The sequence below is a fragment of the Nonomuraea sp. 3-1Str genome (assembly GCF_031570565.1).
GTDB lineage: Bacteria > Actinomycetota > Actinomycetes > Streptosporangiales > Streptosporangiaceae > Nonomuraea.
The window spans coordinates 99,363-112,222 of the sequence record NZ_JALHBK010000003.1 but is presented as its reverse complement, the minus strand read 5'-3'; the positions used below and the strand labels follow the sequence as shown (position 1 = coordinate 112,222).

Here is a 12,860-nt window from a genome sequence, read left to right as displayed (position 1 = left end):
CCGCCTCCCCCCGGCTCCTCCCTCGCCCGCGTTCCCGGGAACGACCCCGGGGTGAGCGTGGCGCCACCGTGATCGAGCTGGCGCTGCTGATGCCGGTCGTGCTCGCCGTCGTCCTGCTCATCGTGCAGGTGGCGCTCTGGTTCCACGGCCGGCAGGTGGCAGAGGCGGCGGCTCGCGAGGGCGCCCGGGTGGCGCGCTCGGCGCCGTTCGACTCGGGTGACTGGGAGACGGCGGCCACGGCGAAGGCCACGGACGTGGTGCGCGCCATCGGGCCGCGCCTGCTGGCCGGCGCCACGGCCACGACCTCCGAACGCGAACCCGACCAGCGGTGGGTCACCGTGACGGGCAGCGCCGTACAGGTCATACCGCTGCTGCCGCAGCTCACGTTCACGATCACCGCCACGTCGGGCGGTCCGGTGGAGTGCTTCCGGCCCGACAACGGGGGCGACGACTGCCAATGACCACGAACCGGGTGAGCGCGCACGGGCGCGGCAGGCGTGGGCGGGGAGAGCGTGGGTCGATGGCGGTGGAGACCGTCATGCTCGCGCCGGTCTTCCTGCTTTTCCTCATGTTCCTGGCCGGGGCGGGGCGGGTGGTGGAGGCGCAGGGCGAGGTCAACGGCGCCGCCCGCGACGCGGCCCGCGCCGCCTCCGTCCAGCGCGATCTCGACGCGGCGGGACAGGCGGCCGAGCAGGCCACCACCGCCGCGCTCCAGGGCAGCTGCGGGAAGCCGTCGGTCTCCCTCGACAAGTCTGATTTCCGGGCTGGGGGACAGGCCACGGCCGAGGTCACGTGCGAGCTCGACCTCGGATTCCTCGGCTTCGGAGCGACCCACGACATGACGGGGACCGCGGTGGTCCCGCTGGAGCAGCTCAGGAGAGTGGAGTGAGCGCGCGTCACCCCGGCCAGGGGCCGCGGGTCCGTCCGTGGCCGCAGGGGATGACACGGCGCCGGGAACGCGGGTCCATGTCGGTGTTCACCGTGCTGTTCTCCGTGGTGGTGTTCATGCTGGCGGGGCTGCTGGTCGACGGCGGCGCGGCCATCAACGCGCGGCTCCGGGCCGCCGACATCGCCGAGCAGGCCGCCCGCGCCGGCGCCGACAAGATCGACATCGACCATCTGCGCGAGACCGGCGAGACCAGGCTGCTCGACCAGGGTGAGGTCTGCGCCCGCGCCCAGGAGCTGATCACCGCGCAGGGGGGGCGACGGGGTGGGCGCCGCCTCCTGTGAGGTGGGCGGGGACCAGGCCGTGGTGACGGTCGGCGTCAACGTCGCCTGGCAGGCGTTCTTCCTCGGCGCGCTCGGGTTCCAGGGCGGCGAGATGCGAGGGGAGGCGTCGGCCGGCCCAGAGGCCAGATGAGCCAGACCGATTCCCGTCAGTCGATGGATGTGGGGGCGATGAGCACCCACGCTTGATGTGAGAAAGGAGAGGCGATGCCGACGCCAGAGCCACCGCCAAGGCGCGAGCCCTCCGGCGACCGGCCACGCCTCCCCGGCCGGCCGGTCCCCCCGGTCCCGCCTGGTTCGCCGGTCCCGCCTGGTTCGTCGGTTCCGCCCGGTTCGTCGGTTCCGCCTGCGAGTGGTCGGCCGGCGGCCGGGCCGTGGCAGGCTCCCCGGCCGTCCGTGTTCTCGGGTGACTGGCGTGCCGGGAGCCAGGGGGACGCACGATCCGGAAAGGACCGTTCCGAACAGGAGCTCTCAGGGCGTGACCGGTCCGGCGCGGACTCGAGTGGGCCGGGGTCGAAGGAACCGGCTGCGCGGCAGGACCGAGGGGCCGGCGACGGGGTGCCGCGGCGGCCCGGGGCGCGGCCGGCGACCGAGGAGGAACGGCTGCCGCGGTACGGGCGCGAGCGGGGCCGCGGATCCGCGCGGGAACCGATGCGGGAGTCCGCGCAGGAGCGGGTCCGGGGGGCGTGGCAGAGTCGCGGGCGCGAACGGTCCGACGAACCCCGGGGCCGTGAATCCAGGCGCGACGGCGGTCGCGGAGGCGCGTGGGAGTCCGGGCGTGACGCTGGACAGGGACGGGATGCTGGGCAGGGACGAGATGCTGGTCGCGCGAGTGCGTGGGACTCACAGCATGAGGCTGGGCGGGCACGTGACGGCGGCCGTGGAGGTGCCTGGGATTCCCGGCGTGAAGATGGAGGTCGGGGCGATGGCTGGGATTCCGGGGCCGGGCGGGAGGGGACGCGGGCGGCCGGTCGGCCGATCGCTCGGGAAGCCGGGCAGAGGCGTGCGGCCGGAGCAGGGCCTGGGCATGCGCGGGTCGCGGCGCGGCGGGGGCCCGGTGACGTGGTCGCCGGGCTGGGCGCGCTCGTCGTCCTGGTCGGGCTCGTCGGCGGTGTGCCGTACGCGCTGCTGAGGTTCGCCGGACCGCCCATCGCGCCCGAGCTGCTCGACCTCGACCTTCTCACCAGCAGCGTCGGGCCGTCCACGATCGTCGCCGTGCTCCTCCTGCTGGTGTGGCTCGCCTGGTTGCAGCTCGTGGCGTGCGTCATGGTGGAGGTGTACGCGGGGGTGCGCAGGGTCGGCATGCCCGCCCGCGTCCCGTTCTCCGGCGGCACCCAGGCGCTGGCCAACCGGCTCGTCTCGGCGGTGCTGCTGCTGTTCACCGCTGGGGCCGTGGCCGTGCCGATCGCGCGCCTCGGCATGACTCCGCCCGCCGCGCCGGTGGTGGCGGCCGTCGCGTTCACCGCGCCCGTCGCCGAGCAGCCGGCCGAGACGCCGCACACGGTCCAGCACCGGGCGAAGAAGGTGTACGTGGTGCAGCCGCCGCACGGCCGCCACCACGAGAGCCTGTGGGAGATCGCCGAGAAGTGCCTCGGCGACGGCCGTCGCTATCCCGAGATCTTCGAGCTGAACCAGCACAAGGAGCAGCCCGACGGCGCCCGCCTGCGCATGGCCGACCTGATCAGGCCTGGCTGGGTCCTCGACATGCCCGACGACGCCCGCCACGCCCACGTCGTCCCCGCCGAGCAGGCGCGGGCGCAGACCCTGCGCGAGCACCCCGGCCGGGCGACCGTCACGCCGGGCCGCGTCGCCGACGAGGTCCGCCAGGAGGCCAGGCACCAGAGCCCCGAGAACCACAGCCCCGAGCAGCGAACCCCGCATCAGCAGGGCGCCGAGCGGCAGGAGGAGCAGGAGCAGGGGCAGGGGCTGGATCTCGTCGACTACCTGGCCGGGGCCTCGCTGGCCGCCGCGGGCCTGCTGGCGCTGCTCGGCCGGCGGCGGCGCGAGCAGCTGTGGCGGCGCGCGTTCGGCCGCCGGATCGCGCGCCCGCGTGGCGACGCCGCCAGCGCCGAGGTGGCGCTGCGGATCGGCGCCGACGCCCCCGGCACGCGCCTGCTCGACATCGGCCTGCGGGTGCTGGGCGCCGAGCTCGCCGCGCAGGGCCGCACGCCGCCGACCGTGTACGCGGCGCACCTGTCCGCGCGCACCCTCGACCTGTGGATCCACCCGCCGGACGGCGACGCGCCCGCACCCTGGACCGTGCAGGACGGCGGCCAGGTGTGGCGGCTGCCGGCCCACGAGGGCCGCCTGCTGGCCGAGCGCTGGGACGCCGCCGGTGCGGGCGGAGGCCCCGGCGGAGCGCCGTACCCGGGGCTGGTGTCGCTCGGCACCGACGCGGGCGGCCGGGTACTCGTGGACCTGGAGGCCGCCCAGGGCCTGATCAACATCCGTGGCCCGCAGACCACCGCCGCGCTCGCCGCGCTGGCCGTCGAGCTGGCCACCAACCGCTGGTCCGACCGCATGAGCATCACGCTGGTCGGGTTCGGCCAGGAGCTGACCGCCATCGCCCCGGAACGGGTGCGGGCGGTGGGCAGCCTGGCCGAGGTGCTGCCGGAGCTGGAGGCGGCCGCCGCGCCGCGCCAGGAGGTGCTGACCGGGCGGATCACGGGCCGCCCGCGCGACGCCCACTACCTGCTGTCGGCCGTCACCCCCACCCAGGAGGAGGCCCGCCGGCTGGCGCTGCTGGCCCGCAACGACACCGCCGGCTACGTGGTGACCGGCGACGTGCCGCACGCCACCTGGACCCTGGAGATCACCTCCGAGGGCAAGGCGCGGATCGCCGAGCTGGGCTTCGAGGTGACCGCCCAGCTCCTGCCGCGCCGCCACTACCAGGCGCTCGTCGAGCTGTTCCGTACGGCCGGCCGGTACGACGGCGAGCCGATCGCCGAGGCCGAGCCGCTGGAGGACCTGCGGCCCGCCGAGGTGGAGGTAAGGATGCTCGGCCCGATCGAGATCGTCGGCCTCGACCCGCTGGAGGAGGGCCGGATGGCGCTGGCCGCGGAGATGCTGGTGTACCTGGCCACGCATCCCGGCGGTGTTCACCCGGTCGTCCTCGGGGGTGTGCTGTGGCCGCGCGGCGTGCAGGGCATGGTGCGCGACGCCACGATCGCCCGGGTCGCGGGCTGGCTCGGCGAGGAGCACCTGCGGGTGGACGAGGCGGGCCGGCTGAGTCTCGGCCCGGGCGTGCGCACGGACTGGGCGTTGTTCCGGGAGCTGGTGCGCCGGTCGCACCGGGATCCGGCGGCGCGCGCCGTGCTGCTCGAACGGGCGCTGGGGCTGGTTCGCGGGCCGCTGCTGAGCGGGCGGCCGTCCGGCCGGTACGCGTGGCTGGCGGCCGACGACCTGGAGTACGACGTCACGGCGGCGGTGGCGGACGCGGCCCACCGGCTGTGCGAGCTGCGGCTCGCGCACGGCGAGCCGGAGTCCGCGGGGGCGGCCGTACGGGCGGCGTTGCTGCTGGCGGCCGACGACGAGGGGCTGTGGCGCGACCTGCTGCGCGCGACGCACGCGACCCGCGACTTCGTCCGGCTGCGCGCGGTGGTCGACGCGCTGACCCGGAGATCGGGGGCGCACTCCTACACGGGCGGGCTGGCGCCGGAGACCGAGGCGCTGATCGACGAGCTGCTGCCCGCCTGGCGCATCCACGTGGTGAGGGAGTCGACGGCATGAGATCAACGCGATGGGTACGGCGGCCTGCGGGAGCCGAAGGTGCGCGGGGCTCCGGAAGGGGCCGGTGGGGTGCGGGAGTCGGCGGGATCGGCCGTATGAGGCGGGCCGGCTGGGTTGTGGTGCTGGTGGTGGCCGGGAGCGTGGCGGCGGCCGGGGGTGGGGGGCAGAGTGCGCGGCCGTACACGCCGGGGGGCGCCCCGGCGCCCGCCACGAGCGCGCCGCCGACCGACGTGAGCGCGCCGCCGACCGGGACCGCGTCCTCGGACGCCACCACGCCATCCGTCCCGGACGGGAGCACGGGGCGGCCGGCGACGGCGAAGTCGGCGATCCCCCAAGGCACCCAGACCGTGCGGATCGGTGACGCGCTGCGGGTCCGCATCGAGTGGCCGCCCGACGCCGACCCGCTGGTGCGGCTGGTCGCCGACTACTACGTGGACACCCGGCGGGCCGTGGTCACCGGTGACGACGGCTACCTCGACAACCTGGAGTACGACGCCGTGGGCGTGGCGGGCCGGTGGGTGGACGCGTTCGCCGACCGGGAGCGGAGCCTGCGTGGCGTCGCCCGCGTGTACAACCTGCGGGTCCAGTCCGTCATGGGCAAGGGCGCGCAGGTCAACGCGTGCTTCGACGAGACGGGGGTGCGCCTGGTGTCCACGCGCACCGGCAAGGCGGTCGCCGAGCAGCCCGCCTGGACGCGCGCCCCGTACGTGCAGGGCGTGGCCGCGCACCGCTACGACGACGGTACGTGGCGCATCCGGACGTTCGTCGCCGGCGAGAAAGGGTGTGACCGATGAAGCCGCTGATCCCTCTGCTGGTGGCGAGCCTGATGGTGACCGCCGCGGGCGTCCAGGGTGCGGGCGTCCAGGGCGCGGGTGTGCGGGGCAAGCCGCCGAAGGACCTGGGCGGAGTCTCCGCCGAGGCGACCCAGAACAACAACACCAGCGTCCTGACCCTCAAGGGCTCGCGCATCATCATCAGCGGCAACGGCGTCAAGGGCGGCAATCGTGACGGCTACCGCCTGACCAGCCCCTGCTGGTACGAGCCGGGCCCCACGCCGGAGGAGATGCTGAAGCAGCAGGAGAGCTCGCCCGACCACTTCGCCCGGATCAAGGCCGACGAGGAGAGCTTCCTGCGCTTCCTTGAGCAGTTCAAGGACAAGGTCGGCAAGCCGGGCCGCTGGTGGACGCCCGCCTACAGCGAGAGCGATCCGCGGGGCATCTCGTGCTGGACCGGGCTGGAGATGTTCGTCTTCGTGCCGCCGAACACCACGCCGCCCCAGGGCATCACGATCCGCGAGCTGACCGACATCGCCCGGGCCGCGCTGACCGTGCCCGAGCCCAGGATCCGGCTGAACCCCGACGCCAAGAGCTTCGTGAACCTGCCGACCTGGGTCTGGCTGGACGACGCCGGCGAGACGAGGCGGACGGCCACGGCGACGCTGCCCGGCATCATGAGCGCGACCGTGGTGGCCACGCTGAAGAGCATCGACATCGACCCGGGCACCGGCGACGACCGGGCGAAGGTGTCGGCCGACTGCGGTCCGGCCGGCAAGCCGTACACGAAGGGCGGCACGTACACCTGCGGGGTGAGCTACCTGCGCGCGTCGATCGACCAGCCGCGCGAGGTGTACCAGCTGACGGTGACGACGGTGTGGCCGGTGGAGGTGGCCGACCCGGGGGTGCAGGTGCAGTACCAGCCCGTCCGGATGAGCGCCACCCGGGATGTGCCGGTCGGCGAGGTGCAGAGCAGCGTACGCGACGACGGCACGGGGTGAACGCGCCAGCAGGACGACGGCACGGAGTGAACGCCCCAGCAGCACGACGGCACGGGAGGAAGCCTCGGGAAAGCCCGGCGGCGGTCAGGCGATGACGGCGGCCAGGGGGGCCAGCTCCGGTACCTCGGCCGCCTCCGCCAGCACCTCCTTGAGCACGGCGTCGTGCGTGGGCTCGGCGGCGGCGAGCAGCGCGCGGCCCTCGGGCGTCACCTCGGAGTAGATGCCGCGCCGGTCGTCCTCGCACAGGTAGCGGTGGAGCAGGCCGCGGTTCTCCAAGCGGGTGACGAGCCTGGTCGTGGCGCTCTGGCTGAGCACGACCGCGCGGGCGAGCTGCTGCATGCGCATGTGCCAGCCGTCCTGCCTGCCGAGCGCGTCGAGCACGGTGTACTCGCTCACGCTCAGCTCGTGCTCCTTCTGCAGGGCTCTCTCCAGCCTGTCCTCGATCCGCGCGTGCAGCGCGGCGAGCCGGCGCCAGCCCTGGGCGCGGGCCTCCGCGGCGTCGTCGGGCAGCGGCATGTGACACCCTCCAGGCATCGTTGTATGGTGAGTTAGTCGGCGTGTGCAAATAATGTCTACGCTTACTAACGTCGTCTGAGGAGTATTCTATGCCTCTCGCCCTGTTCGCCCTCGCGATCAGCGCCTTCGGCATCGGCACCACGGAGTTCATCACCAACGGGCTGCTGCCCGACCTGGCGACGGACTTCGGTGTCACGATCCCCACCGCCGGGCTGCTCGTCTCGGGATACGCCCTGGGCGTGGCGGTCGGCGGGCCGCCCCTGACCATGCTCGGCGGGCGGCTGCCGCGCAAGACCATGCTGCTGGCACTGATGGTGCTGTTCATCGCCGGGAACCTGCTCTCGGCGCTCGCGCCCTCGTACGGCGTGCTCATGATCGGCCGTGTGCTGGCCGCCTTCGCGCACGGCGCCTACTTCGGCGTCGGCTCCGTGGTGGCCGCGGAGCTCGTCGCGCCGCAGAAGCGGGCCAGCGCCATCGCGCTCATGTTCACCGGCCTGACCCTGGCGAACGTGGCCGGCGTGCCGCTCGGCACCTGGATCGGCCAGGGGTTCGGCTGGCGTGCCACGTTCTGGCTGGTGGTCGCGATCGGCGTGGCCGGGCTCGCCGGCGTGCTGGCCCTGGTGCCGCGCCGGCCGCGTCCGGAGGGCGGCGTGCTGCGGGAGCTGGCCACGTTCCGCTCGGGCGGCGTGTGGCTGGCGCTGGCGATGACCGTGTTCGGGTTCGCGCCGGTGTTCGCCGTCATCACCTTCGTGGCGCCCATGATGACCGGTGTGGGCGGGTTCTCCGCCGGGGCCGTCCCTGTGGTGATGGCGCTGTTCGGCGTGGGGCTCGTCGTGGGCAACCTCGTCGGCGGCCGGCTCGCCGACCGGGCGGTCATGCCGGCCATCTACGGCTCGGTCGCGCTGCTCACGGTGCTGGCCGTGGCGCTCGCGCTGGTCGCGCGGAACCAGATCGCCTTCATGGTGGTGATCACGCTGTTCGGCCTGGCGGGGTTCGCCACGGTGCCGCCGCTGCAGACCCGCGTGCTGGACGCCGCGGCGGGCGCGCCCACGCTGGCCTCGGCCGCCAACATCGGCGCCTTCAACGTGGGCAACGCCATCGGCTCGTTCGCGGCCGGCCTCACGATCGAGGCCGGCCTCGGGTACGTGGCTCCCGCCTGGACCGCCGCGCTGCTCGGGGTCGCCGGGCTGGCGGTGGCGGGCCTGGCGGGATTCCACGCCCTGCGCACCCGCGATCAGGCGGGGCGGCCGGTGGACTCGTGCGTCAGCAGCCACTCCTTGACCGGCACGCCGTAGAGGGAGCCGCCGTAGCCGCCGGTGCTGGGCAGCACCCGGTGGCACGGCACGAACGGCGCGATGAGGTTCTGCGAGCAGGCCGAGCCCGCCGCGCGCGCCGCCGTCCTCGGCAGCCCCGCCCGCTCGGCCAGCTCGGCGTACGACACCGTGGTGCCGGCCCGGACCTCCCGAAGCGCCTGGTGGAGGCGCCTGCGGGTCTCGCTGCCCGGCTGCTGGACCGGGATCGCGTCGAGCGCGTCGAGGTCGCCGTCGAAGTAGTCGCGGACCGCCTGGGTCACCGGGCCCAGGTCGGCGGCGACGGACATGCCCTCGGCCCGCAGCTCCGGCGACAGCCGGGCGAACAGCTCGCCGGGCTCGCCGGTGAACCCGCCCGCGATCAGCACGCCCTGCCGTACGAGCAGGGAGAGGGGGGCGATCGGGGTGGGCAGGACCATAGTGTCGATCATGATGAGCTCCAGAGATGCAGGGCGGCGTAGGCCCGCCAGGGCCGCCACCGCTCGATGTGGTCGTCGGTGATGCCCAGGGCGGCCATGCGCTTGGTCAGCACCAGGTCGCCGGTGGGCCACGCGTCGGGGTCGCGGAGCGCCCGCAGCGCGATGTAGCTGGCGGTCCACGGGCCGATGCCGGGCACGTCGAGCAGCGCCTCGACGGCCTCGGCGGGCTCCTGGCCGCCGTCGAGGTCGAGCCGGCCGTCCGCCACCCGCGCGGCCAGCTCCTTGAGGGTGAGGACGCGGCGTCCGGTCAGCCCGAGTTGCTGGAGGTCGGCCTCCAGCATCTGCTCGGGCGAGGGGAACAGCAGCGCCGGCGTCGTGGCGTCCGCGCCCGCGGCCGGGCGGCCCGCGCGGGCGACGATCCGGCCCAGCAGGGTGCGGGCGCCGGCGACGGAGATCTGCTGCCCCACCACGGCTCGCACCGCCAGCTCGAACCCGTCGAACGTCCCCGGCACGCGCAGCCCCGGCCGCGCCTCCACCAGGGGACGCAGCGAGGTCTGCCCGAGCGCCTCGGCGATCGCGCCGGGGTCCGCGTCGAGGTCCAGCAGGCGTCGGCAGCGGGCCACGAGCCGGGCGAGCTGCCGTGTGTCGTCCACCGCCACGTCCAGGGCGATGTGCCCCGGCAGCGGCGTGAGCGTGATGACGCCCCCCGGCACGGCCCGGCTGTAGGAGGCGGTGGTCGCCACCTCCAGCCCCGGGATCGCGCGGGCGGCGAGAAAGGCGAAGACCCCCTCCACGTCGTACGGCTCGCGCCGGTGCAGCCGCAGCCGCAACGGCGCCCCCACGCGGGGCGCCTGTGCCCCGGCGGCCCGCGCCGGACCGCCGGCCGTGGCGCGCAGCTCGCTCGGCGTGAAGCCGTACGTCTCCCGCATGGCGGCGTTGAACTGCCGCACGCTGCCGAACCCGGCGGCGAACCCCACGTCCGTGACGGGCAGGGCCGTCTCCGTGAGGAGCTGCTTGGCCAGCAGCAGCCGCTTGGTCCTGGCCACGGCCAGCGGCCCCACGCCCAGCTCGGCGACGAACAGCCGGTGCAGGTGGCGCTCGGTGATGTGCAGCCGCCCCGCCAGCCCGGCGACGCCGCGCTCGTCGGCCGCCCCGTCGTCGATCAGGCGCAGCGCCCGCCCGACGAGGTCGCCGCGCACGTCCCAGCCGGGGTCGCCGGGCGACAGCTCGGGCCGGCACCTCTTGCACGGCCGGAAGCCGGCGGCCTCGGCCGAGGCGGCGTGCCGGTAGAAGCGCACGTTCCTGGACGAGGGGGTGCGTGCCGGGCAGATCGGGCGGCAGTAGATGCGCGTGGTCGTCACCGCCGTGTAGAAACGCCCGTCGAACCGGGCGTCCCTGGAGGAGACCGCCCGGTAGCAGGACTCGAAGTCGAGCTCCAGTGGTGACATGCCTCCGACGTTATGCGCTGTCGGGACGGTGGGACCGGCGGAAATCGGACCTCAACGTGAAACCGCAGGTCAGCAGGTCGTACGGGGTGAGTGGCGGAAATCGGACCCTGTCGCGGGGCGAGATCAACGCTGACGGCGCAGTGGCGAGAGCACGACCGGCAGCCAGCTCAGCGCCATGATCACCGCACCCGCCCAGAGCGCCGCCCGCACGCCCCACACCTCGCCCAGAACGCCCGCGAGCAGCCCGCCGAGGCCGACGGCACCGATGAGGACGAGGCGGATCGTGGCGTTCGCCCGGCCCAGCATGCCGTCCGGGATGATCCGCTGCCGCACGCTGACCAGCAGCACGTTGTTCACCCCCGTGCGGAATGTCAGCACGAACCACGCCCCGGCCGCGGCCCACAGCCACGGGCCGCGGTCGAGGAACGGGATCACGAACGCCGGGGGCGCCGTGGCGAGGCTGAGCAGCAGGGTCGTCCGCCCGGCGCCGAGCCGGCGGCCGAACAGGTGCGCGGTGGCCGACCCGGCGAGCGTGCCCAGCCCGCCCGCCGCGAGGTACGCCCCGAGCACCCACTCCGGATAACCGAGCTGCCGGACCAGGAGCACGGGCAGCAGCACCGAGAGCAGGGGGAAGGCCAGGTTCGCCATGGCCCCCATCGCGCACAGCGCGACGAGGACGGTGTTGCCGAGCAGGAAGCGCACCCCTTCGGCGATCTGCCGTCCCACCCCCTCGGCCGTCGCCGGGCGGTCCGGGGGAGCCGGCTCGGGGACGTGGCGCAGCCAGGCGGCCGACCACAGGTGGCTGAGCGCGTCGAGCAGCAGCGCCACGGGCGCCCCCACGGCCTGCACCAGCACGCCGCCCAGGCTCTTGCCGGTGACGTCCATCCCGGCCTGGGTGCCCACGAGCAGCGAGTTGGCCGCCATCAGCCGATCCCGTCCGACGAGCCCCGGCAGCACGCTCACGGCCGCCAGGTCGAACACCATCGTCCCGGCCCCCATCAGCACCGCCACGGCGTAGAGCTGGCCCATGCCGAGCCCTCCCATCCACCACGCGACCGGCACGGACAGCAGCACGACCGCCCGCGCGAGATCGGTGATGATCATCAGGCTCCGCCGCCGTGAGCGGTCGACCCAGACGCCCGCCGGCAGCCCGAGCAGCAGCACCGTGAGCGTGCCCAGCGCGCTGAGCAGCCCGACCTCGCCGGGACCCGCGCCGAGCGCGGTGACCGCGAGCAGGGGGAGGGCGACCTGGCTGACCTGGCTGCCGAGCCCGCTGACCGCTCCGGCGACGTACAGGCTGCGGAAGCCGCGGTGTCGCAGCAGCGGGGTCGCGGCGGCGGCCGGAACAGGGGTGGCGGGGGAGGAGGTGGAAGTCATGCCACCGACGATGCTGAAATATCGGCCTATAGGGCTATTGATGAAGTGAGGCGTTAATCCACATGCCCCTCACCCTGGCGTTCACGGCCCAGGACATGGCCAACATCCGCTTCGCCGTCTCACCCCTGGGCGAGGTCGTGGCCAGCGTCCGCGTGGTCAAGGACCCCGCCGCCCATTCCGCCCTGCGCCCCTGGGCCGAGCAGGTACGGCGCCGCCTGGCGGACGTCGACTTCCGCCTGCTGTCCGACCTCGTGCCCGTTCCCACGGTCTCGATCGCCGGCTTCACCTGCACCCCGCCGTCCACCTCGACGCCCGACCTGGAGGTGGAGCTCGCCACGATGCGCGCCGCCGCCGGCCGCGTCCGCGCCGACCTCGACAACGTGGGCGGCCCCCGCACCGAACGCGTCCAGGCCCTGTACGACGACCCGGACAAGGGGCTGGAACGCCTGGCGGAGGAGGTCGGCGGGTACTGGGAGGCGGCCATCGCCCCGTACTGGCCGAGGATCAGGTCGCTGCTCGACGGCGAGATCCTGCGCCGCGCCAGGGTGCTCGCCGAGGGCGGCGCGGACCGCATGCTGGCCGACCTCGACGACGGCGTCACCTGGGAGGACGGCAGGCTGCACGTGCGGAACCGCTACGTGTCGGGCGTCCGCTCACTGCGCGGCCTGGGGCTGCTGCTGGTGCCGTGCGTGTTCGCCTGGCCGAGGGTCTTCTCCGTCACGACGCCGCCGTACCAGCCGACGGTCCGCTACCCGCCGCGCGGCGTGGCCACGCTGTGGGAGAGCCGCGCGGCGGACACGCCCTCCGCGCTGGCCACGGTGCTCGGCCGCACCCGCGCCCGGCTGCTGGCCGAGCTGGACCAGCCCGCCTCCACGCAGGACCTCGCCCGGCGCCTGGAGCTGGCCGAGCCGGGCGTGAGCCGGCACCTCACGGCGCTGCGCGACGCCGGCCTGTGCACGTCGCACCGCACCGGGAGGTACGTCCTGTACGCGCGCACCGCGGTGGCCGAGACGCTCCTCGGGCACCGCACCTGAAGAAGGCAACTCGGCGGCCCAGGCAC

At 74.5% G+C, this 12,860-nt stretch carries 13 protein-coding genes; 9 read left to right on the top strand and 4 right to left on the bottom strand.

Annotated features, from left to right (window positions below; all coding sequences use genetic code 11):
• Positions 1 to 68: 68 nt before the first annotated feature.
• The 7 genes from MTP10_RS07340 to MTP10_RS07310 all read left to right on the top strand — a co-directional run bounded on the left by MTP10_RS07340 (position 69) and on the right by MTP10_RS07310 (position 6,730).
• On the top strand, positions 69 to 461 hold the full coding sequence (locus MTP10_RS07340) for a TadE/TadG family type IV pilus assembly protein (RefSeq protein WP_310708260.1): 393 nt from the start codon (positions 69 to 71) through the stop codon (positions 459 to 461).
• A 59-nt stretch (positions 462 to 520) separates the two neighbouring features.
• A complete protein-coding gene (locus MTP10_RS07335; RefSeq protein WP_310708259.1) occupies positions 521 to 889 on the top strand; it encodes a TadE/TadG family type IV pilus assembly protein in 369 nt (122 codons plus the stop codon).
• A gap of 77 nt (positions 890 to 966) precedes the next feature.
• On the top strand, positions 967 to 1,230 hold the full coding sequence (locus MTP10_RS07330) for a pilus assembly protein TadG-related protein (protein WP_310708258.1): 264 nt from the start codon (positions 967 to 969) through the stop codon (positions 1,228 to 1,230).
• Between the two features lies 1 nt (position 1,231).
• Positions 1,232 to 1,360, top strand: coding sequence for a hypothetical protein (locus MTP10_RS07325; RefSeq protein ID WP_310708257.1), 129 nt, complete (start codon positions 1,232 to 1,234; stop codon positions 1,358 to 1,360).
• 929 nt (positions 1,361 to 2,289) lie between these two features.
• Positions 2,290 to 4,956 carry a BTAD domain-containing putative transcriptional regulator gene (locus MTP10_RS07320; protein ID WP_310708256.1) on the top strand — a complete coding sequence of 889 codons (2,667 nt, stop codon included), beginning with the start codon at positions 2,290 to 2,292 and terminating at the stop codon, positions 4,954 to 4,956.
• 95 nt (positions 4,957 to 5,051) lie between these two features.
• Positions 5,052 to 5,750 carry a hypothetical protein gene (locus tag MTP10_RS07315; RefSeq protein WP_310708255.1) on the top strand — a complete coding sequence of 233 codons (699 nt, stop codon included), beginning with the start codon at positions 5,052 to 5,054 and terminating at the stop codon, positions 5,748 to 5,750.
• Entirely contained in the window at positions 5,747 to 6,730 is a 984-nt protein-coding gene (locus MTP10_RS07310) for a hypothetical protein (RefSeq protein ID WP_310708254.1), read from the top strand. The genes MTP10_RS07315 and MTP10_RS07310 overlap by 4 nt, the downstream gene beginning before the upstream one ends.
• Before the next feature lie 84 nt (positions 6,731 to 6,814).
• Here MTP10_RS07310 and MTP10_RS07305 read toward each other — a convergent pair whose 3' ends face one another.
• Positions 6,815 to 7,246: a MarR family transcriptional regulator gene (locus MTP10_RS07305; RefSeq protein WP_310708253.1), complete on the bottom strand. Its 432-nt coding sequence runs from the start codon at positions 7,244 to 7,246 to the stop codon at positions 6,815 to 6,817.
• A gap of 89 nt (positions 7,247 to 7,335) precedes the next feature.
• Between MTP10_RS07305 and MTP10_RS07300 the strand changes: the two genes are divergently transcribed.
• Positions 7,336 to 8,541 (top strand): MFS transporter, encoded by a 1,206-nt coding sequence (locus MTP10_RS07300; RefSeq protein WP_310708252.1) that lies wholly within the window; start codon positions 7,336 to 7,338, stop codon positions 8,539 to 8,541.
• Here the strand turns inward: MTP10_RS07300 and MTP10_RS07295 are convergent.
• The 3 genes from MTP10_RS07295 to MTP10_RS07285 all read right to left on the bottom strand — a co-directional run bounded on the left by MTP10_RS07295 (position 8,481) and on the right by MTP10_RS07285 (position 11,800).
• Positions 8,481 to 8,987: a methylated-DNA--[protein]-cysteine S-methyltransferase gene (locus MTP10_RS07295; RefSeq protein WP_310708251.1), complete on the bottom strand. Its 507-nt coding sequence runs from the start codon at positions 8,985 to 8,987 to the stop codon at positions 8,481 to 8,483. The genes MTP10_RS07300 and MTP10_RS07295 overlap by 61 nt on opposite strands.
• Positions 8,984 to 10,423 (bottom strand): DNA-3-methyladenine glycosylase 2 family protein, encoded by a 1,440-nt coding sequence (locus MTP10_RS07290; protein WP_310708250.1) that lies wholly within the window; start codon positions 10,421 to 10,423, stop codon positions 8,984 to 8,986. Before MTP10_RS07290 ends, MTP10_RS07295 begins: the two co-directional genes overlap by 4 nt.
• Before the next feature lie 123 nt (positions 10,424 to 10,546).
• The gene (locus MTP10_RS07285) at positions 10,547 to 11,800 is read right to left on the bottom strand and encodes an MFS transporter (protein WP_310708249.1); all 1,254 of its coding nucleotides are present in this window, start codon (positions 11,798 to 11,800) and stop codon (positions 10,547 to 10,549) included.
• 62 nt (positions 11,801 to 11,862) lie between these two features.
• On the opposite strand from MTP10_RS07285, the gene MTP10_RS07280 reads away from it, so the two are divergent.
• Positions 11,863 to 12,834 carry a DUF5937 family protein gene (locus tag MTP10_RS07280; RefSeq protein ID WP_310708248.1) on the top strand — a complete coding sequence of 324 codons (972 nt, stop codon included), beginning with the start codon at positions 11,863 to 11,865 and terminating at the stop codon, positions 12,832 to 12,834.
• Positions 12,835 to 12,860 lie beyond the last annotated feature (26 nt).